At 60.5% G+C, this 14,237-nt stretch carries 12 protein-coding genes; 9 read left to right on the top strand and 3 right to left on the bottom strand.

Annotated features, from left to right (window positions below; translation table 11 throughout):
• The first annotated feature begins 2 nt into the window (after window positions 1-2).
• Window positions 3-1,247 (top strand): tetratricopeptide repeat protein, encoded by a 1,245-nt coding sequence (locus ACW4DH_RS00215; protein WP_459634335.1) that lies wholly within the window; start codon window positions 3-5, stop codon window positions 1,245-1,247.
• Here ACW4DH_RS00215 and xthA read toward each other — a convergent pair.
• Window positions 1,214-2,029: an exodeoxyribonuclease III gene (gene xthA / locus ACW4DH_RS00210; protein WP_459634917.1), complete on the bottom strand. Its 816-nt coding sequence runs from the start codon at window positions 2,027-2,029 to the stop codon at window positions 1,214-1,216. The two genes, ACW4DH_RS00215 and xthA, sit on opposite strands and share 34 nt — an antisense overlap.
• Entirely contained in the window at window positions 2,029-2,277 is a 249-nt protein-coding gene (locus ACW4DH_RS00205; protein WP_459634334.1) for a hypothetical protein, read from the bottom strand. The genes xthA and ACW4DH_RS00205 overlap by 1 nt, the downstream gene beginning before the upstream one ends.
• Before the next feature lie 240 nt (window positions 2,278-2,517).
• On the opposite strand from ACW4DH_RS00205, the gene rhlB reads away from it, so the two are divergent.
• Both rhlB and dinG read left to right on the top strand, forming a co-directional pair.
• Window positions 2,518-3,792 carry an ATP-dependent RNA helicase RhlB gene (rhlB, locus tag ACW4DH_RS00200; RefSeq protein ID WP_459634333.1) on the top strand — a complete coding sequence of 425 codons (1,275 nt, stop codon included), beginning with the start codon at window positions 2,518-2,520 and terminating at the stop codon, window positions 3,790-3,792.
• Window positions 3,793-3,827: 35 nt separating this feature from the next.
• Window positions 3,828-5,963 carry an ATP-dependent DNA helicase DinG gene (dinG, locus tag ACW4DH_RS00195; RefSeq protein ID WP_459634332.1) on the top strand — a complete coding sequence of 712 codons (2,136 nt, stop codon included), beginning with the start codon at window positions 3,828-3,830 and terminating at the stop codon, window positions 5,961-5,963.
• An 85-nt stretch (window positions 5,964-6,048) separates the two neighbouring features.
• On the opposite strand, the gene ACW4DH_RS00190 is transcribed toward dinG, so the two are convergent.
• On the bottom strand, window positions 6,049-7,128 hold the full coding sequence (locus ACW4DH_RS00190) for a 3-deoxy-7-phosphoheptulonate synthase (RefSeq protein WP_459634331.1): 1,080 nt from the start codon (window positions 7,126-7,128) through the stop codon (window positions 6,049-6,051).
• Between the two features lie 366 nt (window positions 7,129-7,494).
• On the opposite strand from ACW4DH_RS00190, the gene rpoE reads away from it, so the two are divergent.
• From rpoE to lepA, 6 genes are all read left to right on the top strand, one after another.
• Window positions 7,495-8,100, top strand: a complete 606-nt coding sequence (gene rpoE / locus ACW4DH_RS00185; protein WP_459634330.1) for an RNA polymerase sigma factor RpoE — start codon at window positions 7,495-7,497, stop codon at window positions 8,098-8,100.
• A gap of 261 nt (window positions 8,101-8,361) precedes the next feature.
• On the top strand, window positions 8,362-9,045 hold the full coding sequence (locus tag ACW4DH_RS00180) for a sigma-E factor negative regulatory protein (protein WP_459634329.1): 684 nt from the start codon (window positions 8,362-8,364) through the stop codon (window positions 9,043-9,045).
• An 8-nt stretch (window positions 9,046-9,053) separates the two neighbouring features.
• Window positions 9,054-10,037, top strand: coding sequence for a MucB/RseB C-terminal domain-containing protein (locus ACW4DH_RS00175; RefSeq protein ID WP_459634916.1), 984 nt, complete (start codon window positions 9,054-9,056; stop codon window positions 10,035-10,037).
• Between the two features lie 25 nt (window positions 10,038-10,062).
• Window positions 10,063-10,515, top strand: a complete 453-nt coding sequence (locus ACW4DH_RS00170; RefSeq protein ID WP_459634328.1) for a SoxR reducing system RseC family protein — start codon at window positions 10,063-10,065, stop codon at window positions 10,513-10,515.
• Between the two features lie 197 nt (window positions 10,516-10,712).
• Window positions 10,713-12,137, top strand: a complete 1,425-nt coding sequence (locus ACW4DH_RS00165; RefSeq protein ID WP_459634327.1) for a DegQ family serine endoprotease — start codon at window positions 10,713-10,715, stop codon at window positions 12,135-12,137.
• A 272-nt stretch (window positions 12,138-12,409) separates the two neighbouring features.
• A complete protein-coding gene (gene lepA, locus ACW4DH_RS00160) occupies window positions 12,410-14,227 on the top strand; it encodes a translation elongation factor 4 (RefSeq protein WP_459634326.1) in 1,818 nt (605 codons plus the stop codon).
• Window positions 14,228-14,237 lie beyond the last annotated feature (10 nt).

The raw sequence follows: 14,237 nt of genomic DNA, 5'->3' as shown, positions 1-14,237 counted from the left end.
CTATGCGTCTGTTCGTTGTGTCGCTGATCATGACGTTGTGCTTGGGATTCGCCTCGAATGTCCTGGCTACCGGTCCCGCGCTCAAGCCGGACATGGTGCGCCTGCTGGAAAGCTTGCAGGAGCGTCTGGCGGACGAGGAGTATGCCGAGGTGGCGAGTCAGGCTCGCCGGGCGGCTGCGCGCCTGCAGGGGGGTAATGCGGCGGATCGCTGGGCGCGAGCGTTGTTCCTGCAGCTCACCGCAACCGCCGAGGCGCGGCGCGCCAATGAGGGCGAGGCGGCGGATCTGCTGCAGACAGCCCGCCACATTGACGGAGTGGATGCCGAATTGCGTCGGCGTTGGTTGTATCAAGAAGCCCAGTTGCGGCTACGCGCCGGCCAGACAGCCCAGGCGGCCACACTATTGGAAAATTGGTTGTCGCAAGGTCGACCCGATGCCGACTCCCTGTGGCTCATGGCCCAGATACAGGGGCAGCTTGAGCATTGGGACACGGCCGTGGAGTGGCTGGACAGGGCGCGACGCAACACCTCGACGTTGACCGATACGCAACTGCGGTTGGCGGCATCCCTCTATCAGCGGGCTGGCGATTCCGAGCAGGCACTGAGTATGCTCGACCGCTTGCTTGAGCGCGCACCCGACGATCCGGATACCTGGCGGCGTGCGGCGGCTCTCGCTCAGCGCTTGGAAGTGCCCGGACGGGCTGCAGCGCTATGGGAGGCCGGCTGGCGCAAAGGGGCCCTTACCGATGACGAGGACCTTGAGCGACTGATTCAGTTGCATCTGGCGGGCGGTACCCCGGCGCGGGCCGCAGAACATCTGGCGCAGGCACTCGATGACGGGCGCCTCGCAGATAATGAAGCGCATGCCCGTCTGCTGGCCCAAGCCTGGACGGCGGCGCGTGATCACGTCCGGGCCCTGGAGGCTTGGCAGGCATTGGCGGAGCGTACTCAGGCGGCCAAGGACTGGCAGCAACTGGGTGAGCTGGCGTATGGCTGGGGGCGATGGACACGGGCGATCGCTGCCTTGCGTCAAGCACGTGAAGCCGGCATCGAGACTCACGGGCGCAATCGGCTGCTGGAGGGCGTGGCGCAGCTGGAGCAGGGCGATACACAGGCGGCAAGGCAAGCATTCAGCGCCGCCCGTGATGCGGGTGTCGCTCAAGCAGAGACGTGGCTAACGATTCTTGATGAGCGCCGTTCGGAACCGGAGTCGCTTCAGAGCGAGAATTCGGCCCAGACGGGGGCGTGATCCGACGGGCGTTCCATGCTGCGCAGTTCGTAGTCGATACCGGCGTCGTTGACGCGCGAGGCGAGCGCCTGACTGACGAGGATGTAATCGATACGCAAACCGCGTTTGGGGTCGCGCTCAAACCCTCTTGAGCGATAGTCGAACCAACTGAAACGATCATCGGTTTCCGGGTGACAATGTCGATAGCAGTCCTGCAGGCCCCAGCGCATGATGCGGGACAGCCATTCGCGCTCCACCGGCTGAAAGCTGGTCTTGCCTTCGCGTAGCCAACGCTTGCGGCTGGCCTCGCCGATGCCGATATCGATATCGTGCGGTGAGATGTTGAAATCTCCCATCACCGCGATGCGTTCGGCCGGGTCGTGGTCTTCCTCGAGCATGCGAATCAGCTGAGCATAGAAATGTTGCTTGTAGGGAAACTTGGTGGGGTGGGCGAGGTTCTCGCCTTGAGGAAAATAACCGTTCCACACCGTCAGGGGAACGCCATCCTCCCCTACGAAGCGGGCGCCGATCATGCGCTTCTGAGCCTCTTCGCCATCGTCGGGAAAACCGTAGAAAACCTGCTCTGGCGCCTGGCGGCACAGCAAGGCCACGCCGTAATGTCCCTTCTGGCCATGATAGAAAACGTGATAGCCCAGCGATTCCACGCTTTCACGCGGAAACTCGCTGTCTTGAACCTTGGTTTCCTGAAGGCCGATGATATCGGGCCGATGTGTTTCGACCAGCGCTTGCAGCTGGTGGGGGCGCGCGCGCAGCCCATTGATGTTGAAGGACACCAGACGCATCATGAGGCTCCGTTCTCGTCGTCCGGACGAATGGGGGCCGAGCGCGGGTCGAGCGTCGGCCCCTGTTGCTGGCGGGCCATCTTGCGCACGGCCTGGAGCTTACGTTGCTGGCGCTTCTTCTGCACGAAGCGGCGCGAGGAGGTCACCTCATCGGGATTCTCGTGGCGCCATTTCTTGTAATCCTTGCGTCGACCGGTACGGATCGTCACCTTGTCGGCGAGCGAGCGGGTTTTCTTTCTGCGAGTCATGGCAACAACCTTCGTCAGCGGGATTGCCGGCCATTCTACCAGCCCCGGCCATCCACCCCATACCCGTATGCGGCGAGGGCGGCAGTGGTTTTTTCGCCGCGCCGATGCCCAAGACTGATACAATAGGCGGCTTACCGTCTCCTGCCTTCTCGCAGCAGGCAGGTTGCGCGTCCCGGCGGGTGGGCTCGGGCGCGCCTCTTTCTCCATACCCACACGGACATTGAATAGATACACAAGCCTATGAGTGAGTCGGAAAATACCTCCGTGCCGGCCCAGGATCGCAAGCCTAAACGCCGCCGGCGCAAGCCGCGTAAATCCCAGGCAAGTTGGGATCTGCGCCAGTTTCAAGTGCCACCCATGGCGGGAAAATGGCGCTTTCACGATTTCGATCTGCCACTGCCGCTGATGCGTGCCATTCATGCGCTCGGCTTCGAGTACTGCACGCCGATCCAGGCCGAGGCGCTGTCCCATACCCTGTTGGGGGGCGATGTCGTCGGCAAGGCCCAGACCGGGACCGGCAAGACCGCAGCGTTCCTGATCTCGATTCTTGCCTACTTTCTCGAAGAGAAGGCGCCGGACGGGCAGAAAGACGGAGCGCCGCGTGCGTTGATCATTGCGCCGACGCGTGAGCTGGCCCTGCAGATCGAAAAGGATGCCAAGGCGCTGGCCCGGTTCACCTCGCTGAGCGTAGCCAGTGCCGTGGGGGGCATGGATTATCAGAAGCAGCGTGACGCCCTGAGCCGGAAGCTGGATATTCTGGTGGCCACGCCGGGTCGGCTGCTGGATTTCCACGAGAAGCGCGACGTGGACCTGACGCAGGTCGAGGTGCTGGTGCTGGACGAGGCGGATCGCATGCTGTCGATGGGGTTCATCCCGGACGTCAAGCGCATCATCCGCCATACGCCGAAAAGCGAAGAACGCCAGACCTTCCTGTTCTCGGCAACCTTTACCGAAGACATCCTCAACCTGGCCAGCCAGTGGACACACCAGCCGGCCCACGTCGAGATCGAAGTCACTACCGAGAACGCCGCCAACATCGATCAGCGTGTCTATCTGGTCAGTGACAATGAAAAGCTCACGCTACTGATCAATCTGGTCAGGCAGGAAGCGATGGAGCGGGTCATGGTGTTCGGTAACCGCCGCGACCTGGTGCGCAAGCTGGACGAAGAGCTGCGCAAGGCGGGTGTCAACGTGGCCATGCTCTCCGGTGATGTCCCTCAGGGGCAGCGTATCAAGACGCTGGAACGCTTTCGGGAAGGCGACGTTTCCGTACTGGTGGCCACCGATGTGGCGGGCCGCGGGATTCACATCGAAGATGTGAGCCATGTCATCAACTACACCTTGCCCGAAGACCCCGAAGACTACGTTCACCGTATCGGCCGTACCGGCCGCGCGGGGGCCAAGGGTGTCTCGATCAGCTTTGTCGGCGAGGAGGATGCCTTCTCCCTTCCCGAGATCGAAACCTATATCAACGGCAAGCTGCCTTGCGAGCATCCCCCTGAAGGAATGCTGTAAGCAGCGAGTCCGCGCGGTTGTGTGAAGGAGCGAGTATGCTCGACGAGACCCTGAAGGGCGAAATCCAGGACGCTTATCGTCGGGTACTCGAGGGCCTCGAGCTGACGCCGCGATATGGCCAGCGGCTGATGATCGCCGAAATCGCCCGCACCCTGGCCGGCATCGAAGCCGACGATGCCGGTCGCCGCCTGTCCAATGAGCACGTCTGCGTGCTCGAGGCGGGCACCGGCACCGGCAAGACCCTGGCGTACCTGTTGGCAGCCCTGCCGGTGGCCAAGGCGCGCGGCAAGCGGCTAGTGGTATCCACGGCGACCGTGGCGCTGCAGGAACAGGTACTGCATCAGGATCTGCCGGCGCTCAAGAAGCATAGTGGCTTGTCCTTTGACTATGCTCTGGCCAAGGGACGTGGGCGTTACCTGTGCGTGGCGCGACTGGATCAGGTGCTGGACGGCGGGGAGGAGAATCCGACCCTGTCGCTGTTCGAACAGGCCATCGAATCCCGCGATGGCGATGACTTTCACGGGCTGGTGCGCGACATGGCTGATGCCTATGCGGCTGGGCGCTGGGAGGGCGATCGCGACAGCTGGCCCCAGTCCGTTGAGGACCGCACCTGGCGACGCCTGACCACGGACCATCGGCAGTGCACCAACCGCCGCTGTGGGCACTTCGGGGCCTGTGCCTTTTTCCGAGCCCGCCGTCATCTCGAACAGGCCGATATCATCGTCGCCAACCATGACCTGGTGCTCGCCGACTTGTCGCTGGGCGGCGGGGTGGTGCTGCCTCCGCCCAAGGACTGCATCTATGTCTTCGACGAGGGGCATCATCTGCCCGACAAGGCGCTGGAGCACTTTTACCATCGTCTCCCGGTCAATGGCACGCTGCGCTGGCTGCGCACTCTTAAGAAATCGCTAACCGAGCTGAATACGGCGCTGGGCGTGCAGCCGACTCTGGCGCGCCTGCTGGGTGGGTTGCCCGAGTTGATCGCTGCGCTTGAGCCGCGTCTGGGCGATGCATATGGCATGGGGCATCAACTGGCCGAACTGGCCCAGGGGGCCGGCGAGGAGACGCGGCATCATCGCTTCCCTATGGGGCGGATTCCCGAAGCGCTGCGTGAATTGTCGGGAGCCTTGGTGGTGGCGTTCGCAGCGCTGTCTCGCACGCTGGAAACGATGGCCGACATCCTGCGCGAAAGTCTGGATCCCGACAAAGCCACCGGCTTGCCTCGCGAGCAGGCCGAGCCCTGGCTGCCACTGGTGGCGTTGCTGCAAGGTAGGGCGCTGGAAGCCCACGCGCTATGGCAGGCAATGGGCGCGCAGGATACTGAAGGCGAGGCTCCCCAGGCGCGTTGGCTGACCTTCGAGCAGATCGCCGGTGAGGGCGAGCTGACATTCTCGGCGAGCCCGATATCGGCGGCCGAAACCCTGGCGCGCCATCTCTGGGGAACTTGCTATGGTGCGGTGATCACCTCGGCCACCTTGACGGCGCTCAATCGCTTCGAGCGCCTTCAGGAGCGTGCGGGCTTGGCCAACCGTTATCGCTACCAGCGCTTGCCGAGTCCCTTCGATTATTCGCGTGCCGTGCTGAGCGTTCCTCGTGAGGCGGTCGATCCGGGAAATCGCGAAGCGCATGAAAAGGCGATCATCGATTTTGTCGAAGGGCTGGACGGTAAGGAGGCGGTACTGCTGTTGTTTTCCTCGCGCAAGCAGCTGCGCGCGGTGGAAGAGGGACTTTCTTCAGCGCGCAAGGCGCAGGTGCTGGCTCAGGACCGTTTGCCCAAGCGCGAGCTTATCGAGCGTCACCGAGCACAGGTGGATGCCGGCAAGGGCAGCATTATCTTCGGCCTGGCCAGTTTTGCCGAAGGGATCGATCTACCGGGCGATTATCTGACGCATGTGGTGATTACTCGGCTGCCGTTCTCGGTGCCCGACGACCCGGTTGGAGCCACGCTTGCGGAGTGGATCGAAAGCCGGGGAGGCAATCCGTTCATGCGGATTTCGGTGCCCGATGCCTCGGTGCGCCTAGTACAAGCCTGCGGGCGCCTGATCCGCAAGGAGGCCGACCAGGGACGGATCACGCTACTCGACCGGCGCGTGCTGACGCGCCGCTACGGGCGGGCGCTGCTCGACTCCCTGCCACCCTTCCGGCGCGAAATCGACGGTCAGGCCCAGTAGGCCGCCGGTCCGCGCGGGAACAGACGCGTCGAAACGACAAGGGCTCGTCAAGTGACGAGCCCTTTCCGTCGGTACCCTGCAGACCTCAAATGTCGCGGCGGCGTCCGGCCAGCACCGGGCGCAGCTTGTCCGACATCTTGCGCATGGCTAGCTCGGTCGCGTCCCAGTCAATGCAGGCATCGGTGATCGAGACGCCATACTGGAGTTGCGAATGATCCTCGGGAATTTTCTGGTTGCCCCAGCCGATATGCGACTCGACCATCAATCCCATGATCGACTGGTTGCCCTCGATGATCTGGTTGGTGACGTTTTCCATGACCAGCGGCTGCAGGGCCGGATCCTTGTTGGAATTGGCGTGTGAGCAGTCGATCATGATGTTGGGCTTGATCTTGGCCTTGTGCAGCTCCTGCTCGGCGAGCGCCACGCTGACGCTGTCGTAATTGGGCTTGCCGTTGCCCCCCCGTAACACGACATGGCCATAGGCGTTGCCGCGGGTGCGAATGATGGCAACCTGCCCGGCTTGGTTGATGCCCAGAAAATTGTGCGGATGGGCGACCGACTGCAGGGCATTCACGGCTACGTCGAGACTGCCGTCGGTGCCGTTCTTGAAGCCTACCGGAGAGGACAGGCCAGAGGCCATTTCACGGTGGGTCTGGGATTCGGTGGTACGGGCGCCGATCGCCGACCAGCTGATGCAGTCCTGCATGTATTGGGGCGATATGGGGTCCAGGGCTTCCGTCGCCAGCGGCAATCCCATCTCGGCCAGCTCGACCAGAAGCCCCCGCGCGATATGCAGACCTTCTTCGATGGCGAAGGAATCATCCATGTGCGGATCGTTGATCAATCCCTTCCAGCCGACGGTGGTGCGCGGTTTCTCGAAATACACGCGCATGACGACGTAAAGGCTGTCCTTGACCTCGTCGGCCAAGCGCCGCAGGCGTTGCGCATAATCGCGCGCAGCGGCGGTGTCGTGAATCGAGCAAGGTCCAATGACCACCAGCAGCCGCGGATCTTCACCATTAAGAATCTGCTGTATGGTATGGCGGCCCTTGATCACCGTCTTCTCGGCGGCTTCGGACAGGGGGATGTCCTGCTTGAGCGTATCGGGCGTGATTAGGACATCCTGCGACAGGACGTTAAGGTTGTTGACCTGCTGTTCAGACATTCAGCTACCTGTTATGTGTTCCTGCAAGCGGCAGGTGAGTAGTGACAAGTGCGCTTACTATCGCTTGTGAACCATGGAAAAATCAATGTTGAACTGGCGTCGAGCCTGCTCAGGCTGGTGCAAGACATTAAGCCATACGGGTTTGTCTTGATGAGATGCCCAGAAACATGAACACTAAGTAGCCATTGGAGAATTGCCGTTCACGATCTACGCCTGTCTCGAAACTGACAGAACATACTCGAGCAGAGCAATTAATAGCCCCGCGGGCCCAGGTTGAATTTTATGATTTCACTGCAGCAGGCATCGTTTGGCAGAAATAGCCTTTCGGCTCCGTTACCAATTTACTCTCGACAAGGGAGGGCCTGAATGGGCGCCGGGGAAACCGACCAGCAACTCGTCGAGCGTGCCCAGAAAGGCGACACGCGAGCGTTTGATCTGTTGGTGAAGAAATATCAGCACCGCATCCTCGGACTGATTGGGCGTTACGTTCACGATCATGCAGAAGTCCAGGACGTGGCTCAAGAGGCTTTCATCAAGGCGTATCGTGCCCTGGGGAAATTTCGTTCCGAAAGCGCTTTCTATACCTGGATGTACCGTATCGCCATCAATACGGCCAAGAATCATCTGGTATCGCGCGGACGTCGTCCGCCGGGTAGCGACCTGGATATTGCCGATGCGGAAATCCTGGACCACAGCGGTCGTTTGTCCGACATCGAGACTCCCGAGGCCTCCATCGCCCGGGATCAGCTCGAAGCGGCAGTATTTCAGGCCATCGAGGATCTCCCCGAGGATCTCAGAACCGCCATCACGTTGCGCGAATTCGACGGGCTCTCCTATGAGGATATCGCCAGCATCATGCAGTGCCCGGTGGGTACGGTGAGGTCACGTATTTTTCGGGCCCGCGAAGCCGTCGACCGACATATCCAGCCTTTATTGAGCACTAGCCGTGATGAAGATGTCGTCCAAGAGTGAAGAAAATGCTCGGAAATGAAGTTGGCAGTGAACTGAAACACATCTTGGACGTCTCAGCATAACAGTGGGATAGAGGGATCCGGTTGCGGTTACAGGTGAACTTTGACCGTGGCATGGGTCCTCTGGGTTGGTTGCGTATGCGGGGCGCCGACTCGTGATGCTTGCCCCAGCCAGTAGGGGCAAGCGGGTAACGAATAATAAGCAGTTTCGTGCTGCTCGTAATGTGTGGCTACCCGCCTTGTCGAGTGTGAGGGTATGAAAATGAATCAGAGTCTGCGGGAATCGTTGTCTGCATTGATGGACAATGAAGGTGACGAACTCGAGTTGCGTCGCGCGTTGAAGACGCTCGGGGACGCACCCGAAGAGGCTGATACGTGGCGCCGTTACCATCTGGCGCGCAGTATGATGCAGCGTGACCGTGAAGCCGATGTCAGTGTGGATCTGTCGGCCGGAATCATGGCCCGGATCGCATCCGAGCCGCTTCCCGAAGCGGAGGCTCACCCGGCGCCAAGGCGTGCTATGCCTTTCTCCTTCGCCGGCAGTGCCGCGATTGCCGCTGCGGTCACTTTGATGGTGATCAGCGGGGTCAGGTTCTACAACGAGGGCGGGGAGGAGACTTCCATCCGGGGTGAGCTAGCCGGGTTGAAAGAGGAAAATCATCCTGACATGGCGATGCCGGTCAACAGTCAGGCCGCGCCGCTGTCGCATCTGCCGTTGTTTCAGGCGCCGGCTGCCGATGGGTTGATGGCCGTAGGTGCCGAGGCGCCGTTTTTCATGTCGCCGAATCAGCGTCAATCGCAACAGGCGGAAATGGATCAGACGCGCGCCCTGCAGTCCTATCTCGATCGCCATGCCCAGGGTGCAGCCTATCGCTCCGGTGACGCCTGGATGCCCTTGATGAGAGCCAACGGCGATGTGGGTCAAGAGTTGCCGAGTCAACGCTGATGTTGCCGGTGCTTGTCGCCACCTTGTGGGTGGCAGCGTTTCCGTGGCAGACAGCGGATGCCGCGTCTAGCGGAGACGCTCCGGGAGAGCAGGGGTACAATTGTACCGAGTTGACCGCTAAGCAGGCGCCAGACAGTGCCAAAGCATGGCTAGAGCGAAGTTTGTGGGCCGGGCATTGTTATATCTTTCGCGCGCGTGGTGTACGGTTGAGCCATGAGGGTGTCAGAACCGTAGCGCTTTTCCATCAGGTGCGAGACGGTATCGAATATGAAGTGGCTCGCTTTCTCGACGGCCCTCCGGTCATCTATGAGCGGCGAGGACGTGTGAGTCGAGGCGCCTGGTCCCAGGGGGGCGGTCTTGAGCCCTCGGCGTCCCCCGATGTGATCATGTCGCATCTCGGCGAGCACTACCGTCTACAGCTTGCCGGTGAGGAGCGTATCGCCGGGCGTGCGACGCAACGCCTGGATATCGTGCCACTGGACAAGCTGAGATTCGGCCATCGCCTGTGGCTTGACCAGGAGACGGCACTTCCACTTAAGCAGCAACTGCTCGGCAATGACGGCCAAGTGCTTGAAACCTTCCAGATGACCGATCTCGAGGCGCCGCGTCTCTATTCCGGTGACCTTGTCTTCGAGCCGGTGCGAGAAGCGCCAGAGGTTCCTTGGAAACCGGCGTGGCTACCGCCAGGGTATCAGGCTCAGCCGATCACCTCGCACCTGAGTGTCAGTGAGTCACGTATCGAGCATCGACTGTATAGCGATGGGCTGAACAGTTTCAGTCTGTTTGTAGAGCCGATTTCCTCGGCAGTCACGGTGTTGGCCCCAGGCGTTTACCGTTCCGGAGTGTCACAGGCGGCCGTTCGGCATGCCTCACTGGGCGGGAGGGCCATGCAGATACTGGTCCTCGGCGAGGCGCCGGCAGAGGTATTGGCCCGTGTTGCCATGCATGTCGAGTGGTCATCGCCCGATACGCATGCGGCCAGCGCCCAATGAGACGCGAGAACAGGAAACCCCGCCGATGATGGAGCAGGAGGGTCACGTCGTGGCTGTACGCGATGGTCAAGCCTGGATCGAAACCCAGCGCCGTTCCGGTTGTGAAGGGTGCCAGGCCCGATCCGGGTGTGGCCAAGGCATCCTGTCTCAATGGCGGCGCAAAGCGCATCGTCTATCCATCGATTGCGGTGATACGCCTCTGGCCGTGGGTGATCATGTCACCCTGGGGGTCGAGGAGCGCGTGTACCTACGTGGGGTCGTATTGCTCTACGGAGCGCCACTGCTCGTGGCGATTCTGCTGGGAGGCATTGCCGAGCGCTGGGCAGGGTCAGGCACCTTACTGGTGCCCGGCGGCTTCGCGTTGGGGTTGGGGATAGGATTTTTAGGCGTGTACTGGCATAGCCGTCGAGAGACTTCCCGGACGCTTTATCGGCCCAAGTTGCTGCGACGAACTGACGCATTCAGGCGAAACGGATGAACTCTTGTCGCGTTCAGGCATCAATGAGAAGCGGTGCAAGAAGCGAGAAATTTCATTTCGTTTTCCTTCAATGCCCCATGCAGTCATGCCGTTGGGCAGAGTCGGTACCGACGTGGCGTTTGGTAGAGTGACATTTGCCACGAAGGCCGGCGCAAAAATGACTTCAACGAATCCATGTGTTGTAGCAGGAGCCTTAGATGGAACGCATAACACGACAATTTTCACCCTGGCTGTTGGCAATGCTGGCTTTCCTGGCGGTCCAGGTAGCTCAGGCGCGTGACCTGCCGGATTTTACTCAGTTGGTTAAGCAGGCAGCGCCTGGTGTGGTGAACATTTCGACGACACGTGCCGTTCCCGCGCGTAGTGCGTCGCCCTTTGGACCTCAGGGCCAGGAAATTCCCGACATTTTTCGGCATTTCTTCGGTGATCAATTTCCCCAGATGCCTGGAAGCCCGGGACAGGGCAGTGAGGAGCGCCACTCACTGGGGTCTGGCTTCGTCATCAGCGAAGACGGTTATGTGATGACCAATGCACATGTGGTCGACGGCGCGGACGAAATCGTGGTTAGCCTCAATGATCATCGCGAACTGCAGGCCGAGCTAATCGGCGCCGACAAGAAAACCGACGTGGCCTTGCTCAAGATCGACGCTCAGGACCTCCCGGTGCTCAAGCTGGGGAATTCCGATGAGCTGGAAGTCGGCGAGTGGGTCGCGGCCATCGGTTCGCCGTTCGGCTTTGACCACTCGGTCACTGCCGGCATCGTCAGTGCCATCAATCGCACACTGCCCAGTGACACCTACGTACCGTTTATCCAGACGGATGTGGCTATCAATCCGGGTAACTCCGGCGGCCCGCTTTTCAATCTCGATGGCGAAGTGGTAGGGATCAACTCGCAGATTTTCACCCGTAGCGGTGGTTTCATGGGGCTCTCTTTCGCCATCCCGATCAGCGTCGCCATGAATATCGCCGACCAGTTGCGTACCGAAGGGCGGGTCAGCCGCGGCTGGCTGGGGGTGGTCATTCAGCCGGTCTCCCAGGACCTCGCCGAATCGTTCGGGCTCAAGAATGCGCGGGGGGCTCTGGTAGCGGACGTGGCGCCAGAAAGCCCGGCGGCCCAGGCGGGGCTGCAAGCTGGCGATGTGATCCTGAACGTCAATGGTGAGGATGTCGAGTCGTCTATGACGTTGCCCCGGCTGATCGGGCGGGTCAGTCCCGGCGAGGAAGTCCAGCTCGGGTTGATGCGTAACGGCGAGTCGAAGCAGCTTGAGGTGGAAGTGGGCAACTGGCCAGAAGAGCAGGGCCAGAGCAGCGCGACTCCCGAGCAACAAGGCAGTCAGGCCCGCCTGGGCATCTCCGTGCGCGATCTTACCGAGCAGGAGCGCGAACAGCTCGATATCGACTCCGGCGTTCTGGTTAACCAGGTGGATCCAAGCGGCGCAGCGGCCAAGTCCGGTATCTCCAGCGGTGATATCATCGTGACTTTCGACCAGAAGCCGGTCGAGAGCGCTGAAGATCTGATGGACGCCATCGACAAGGCCTCTGCGGATCGCGCCATTCCGGTTCGCATCATCCGTGATGGCCGGCCTTTGTTCGTGGCGCTGCGCTTAGCCGAAGCCGAGTGAAGCATTAAAGCCTACAAGTAGCGAAACGGGGCCTATTCAAGGCCCCGTTTTTATGGGCAATCGTTTTATGTTCCAGAGGTCTGTCGGGTGTTGATACATCGATAACCAAGAGAACGCGTAGCATGAGGCGATGCGTGCCGGAGCCTTCGCAGCGGAGTTACTGTTCCTGCTAGCCCCATGCCGGTACAATGCCGACAATCAAATTTTACGCATCCGAGGAGAAGCTTTTCCTGGCTGATCTTTGGATGCCTGCATGGACCGGAACAAGCTCGATGTCTCATGACGTAAGTAGCGAAAAGCTCAAACACATCCGAAATTTTTCGATCATTGCGCATATTGACCATGGCAAGTCGACACTGGCGGATCGCATCATTCAACTCTGTGGAGGCTTGACCGAGCGTGAACTGAAAGAGCAGGTGCTCGACTCGATGGATATCGAGCGCGAGCGCGGTATCACGATCAAGGCTCAGTCCGTCACTCTCGATTATCAGTCGCCGGACGGTCAGACTTACCAGCTCAACTTCATCGATACCCCCGGGCATGTCGATTTCTCGTATGAAGTGTCGCGCTCGCTCTACGCCTGTGAAGGCGCACTGTTGGTCGTGGATGCTGCCCAAGGGGTCGAGGCGCAGTCGGTCGCCAACTGCTATACCGCCATTGAGCAGGGTCTTGAGGTGCTGCCGGTCCTTAACAAGATGGATCTTCCCCAGGCCGATCCGATGAAGGTGGCTCAGGAAATAGAAGAAATCATCGGTCTGGACGCCACGGACGCCTGTCAGGTGTCGGCCAAGACGGGCATCGGCATGGCCGAGCTGCTCGAGCGCCTGGTGCGCGATGTGCCGCCCCCCAAAGGCGACCCGGAGGGGCCGCTGCAGGCACTGATCGTCGATTCCTGGTTCGACAATTACCTGGGCGTGGTTTCGCTGGTCAGGATCTTCGACGGTACCCTGAAGAAGGGTGACAAGATTCGCATGAAGTCCACCGGACGCGACTCGGAAGCCAACGAAGTCGGTATTTTCACACCCAAGCGCCATCAGACCAATGTCCTGCGTGCCGGCGAGGTAGGATTCGTCGTGGCCGGCATCAAGGATATTCATGGCGCTCCCGTCGGCGATACGATTACCCGCACCAAGACGCCTGATGTACCGCGTCTGCCGGGGTTCCAGAAGGTCAAGCCGCAGGTCTATGCGGGGATGTTCCCGGTCAGTGCCGACGATTATGAAGACTTTCGCGATGCGCTCGAGAAGCTGGCGCTGAACGATGCGTCGCTGGCGTACGAGCCGGAAAACTCTGATGCGCTGGGTTTCGGCTTCCGTGTCGGCTTCCTGGGCACGCTGCATATGGAAATCATCCAGGAGCGGCTCGAGCGCGAATACGATCTGGATCTGTTGACCACCGCGCCGACGGTCGTCTACGAGTTGGCCATGGACAATGGCGAGGTGGTGTATGTCTCCAACCCTTCCAAGCTTCCGGACATGGCCAATGTCGACGAAATGCGCGAGCCCATCGTACGCGCCAGCATGCTGGTGCCGCAGGAGTTCGTGGGCAACGTGATTACCGAGTGCGAGTTGCGGCGCGGCAATCAGCTCGACATGCAATTCCTGGGCAGTCAGCTTCAGCTCATCTATGAGTTACCGATGAGCGAAGTGGTCATGGATTTCTTCGACCGTCTCAAGTCCATCTCCCGTGGTTACGCCTCGCTCGACTATAGCTTCGAGCGTTTCCAGGCTGCCAAGCTGGTTCGTCTGGACGTGCTCATCAATGGCGACAAGGTGGATGCCCTGGCTGTCATCATCCACCGTGATCATGCCCATGGCCGAGGCCGTGCCTTGGTCGAAAAGATGAAGGAGTTGATTCCGCGGCAGATGTTCGACGTCGCCATTCAAGCCGCCATCGGTGGGCAAGTGGTGGCGCGCTCCACCGTTAAGGCCTTGCGCAAGAATGTAACCGCCAAGTGTTATGGGGGGGATATGACGCGTAAGAAGAAACTGTTGGAAAAGCAGAAGGCGGGCAAGAAACGTATGAAGCAGGTGGGCAAGGTAGAAATTCCCCAGGACGCCTTCCTCGCCGTACTCAAGGTGAATGACTAGGAACTTAGCA

The sequence above is a fragment of the Halomonas sp. WWR20 genome, from assembly GCF_054602495.1.
This window is presented reverse-complemented; position numbering and strand designations above follow the sequence as displayed.

What these genes read in the sequence shown, in the direction of transcription:
- ACW4DH_RS00215 (WP_459634335.1), top strand. Translation starts at nt 3, where the DNA reads ATGCGTCTGTTCGTTGTGTCGCTGATCATGACGTTGTGCTTGGGATTC.
- xthA (WP_459634917.1), bottom strand. Translation starts at nt 2,029, where the DNA reads ATGCGTCTGGTGTCCTTCAACATCAATGGGCTGCGCGCGCGCCCCCAC.
- ACW4DH_RS00205 (WP_459634334.1), bottom strand. Translation starts at nt 2,277, where the DNA reads ATGACTCGCAGAAAGAAAACCCGCTCGCTCGCCGACAAGGTGACGATC.
- rhlB (WP_459634333.1), top strand. Translation starts at nt 2,518, where the DNA reads ATGAGTGAGTCGGAAAATACCTCCGTGCCGGCCCAGGATCGCAAGCCT.
- dinG (WP_459634332.1), top strand. Translation starts at nt 3,828, where the DNA reads ATGCTCGACGAGACCCTGAAGGGCGAAATCCAGGACGCTTATCGTCGG.
- ACW4DH_RS00190 (WP_459634331.1), bottom strand. Translation starts at nt 7,128, where the DNA reads ATGTCTGAACAGCAGGTCAACAACCTTAACGTCCTGTCGCAGGATGTC.
- rpoE (WP_459634330.1), top strand. Translation starts at nt 7,495, where the DNA reads ATGGGCGCCGGGGAAACCGACCAGCAACTCGTCGAGCGTGCCCAGAAA.
- ACW4DH_RS00180 (WP_459634329.1), top strand. Translation starts at nt 8,362, where the DNA reads ATGAATCAGAGTCTGCGGGAATCGTTGTCTGCATTGATGGACAATGAA.
- ACW4DH_RS00170 (WP_459634328.1), top strand. Translation starts at nt 10,063, where the DNA reads ATGATGGAGCAGGAGGGTCACGTCGTGGCTGTACGCGATGGTCAAGCC.
- ACW4DH_RS00165 (WP_459634327.1), top strand. Translation starts at nt 10,713, where the DNA reads ATGGAACGCATAACACGACAATTTTCACCCTGGCTGTTGGCAATGCTG.
- lepA (WP_459634326.1), top strand. Translation starts at nt 12,410, where the DNA reads ATGTCTCATGACGTAAGTAGCGAAAAGCTCAAACACATCCGAAATTTT.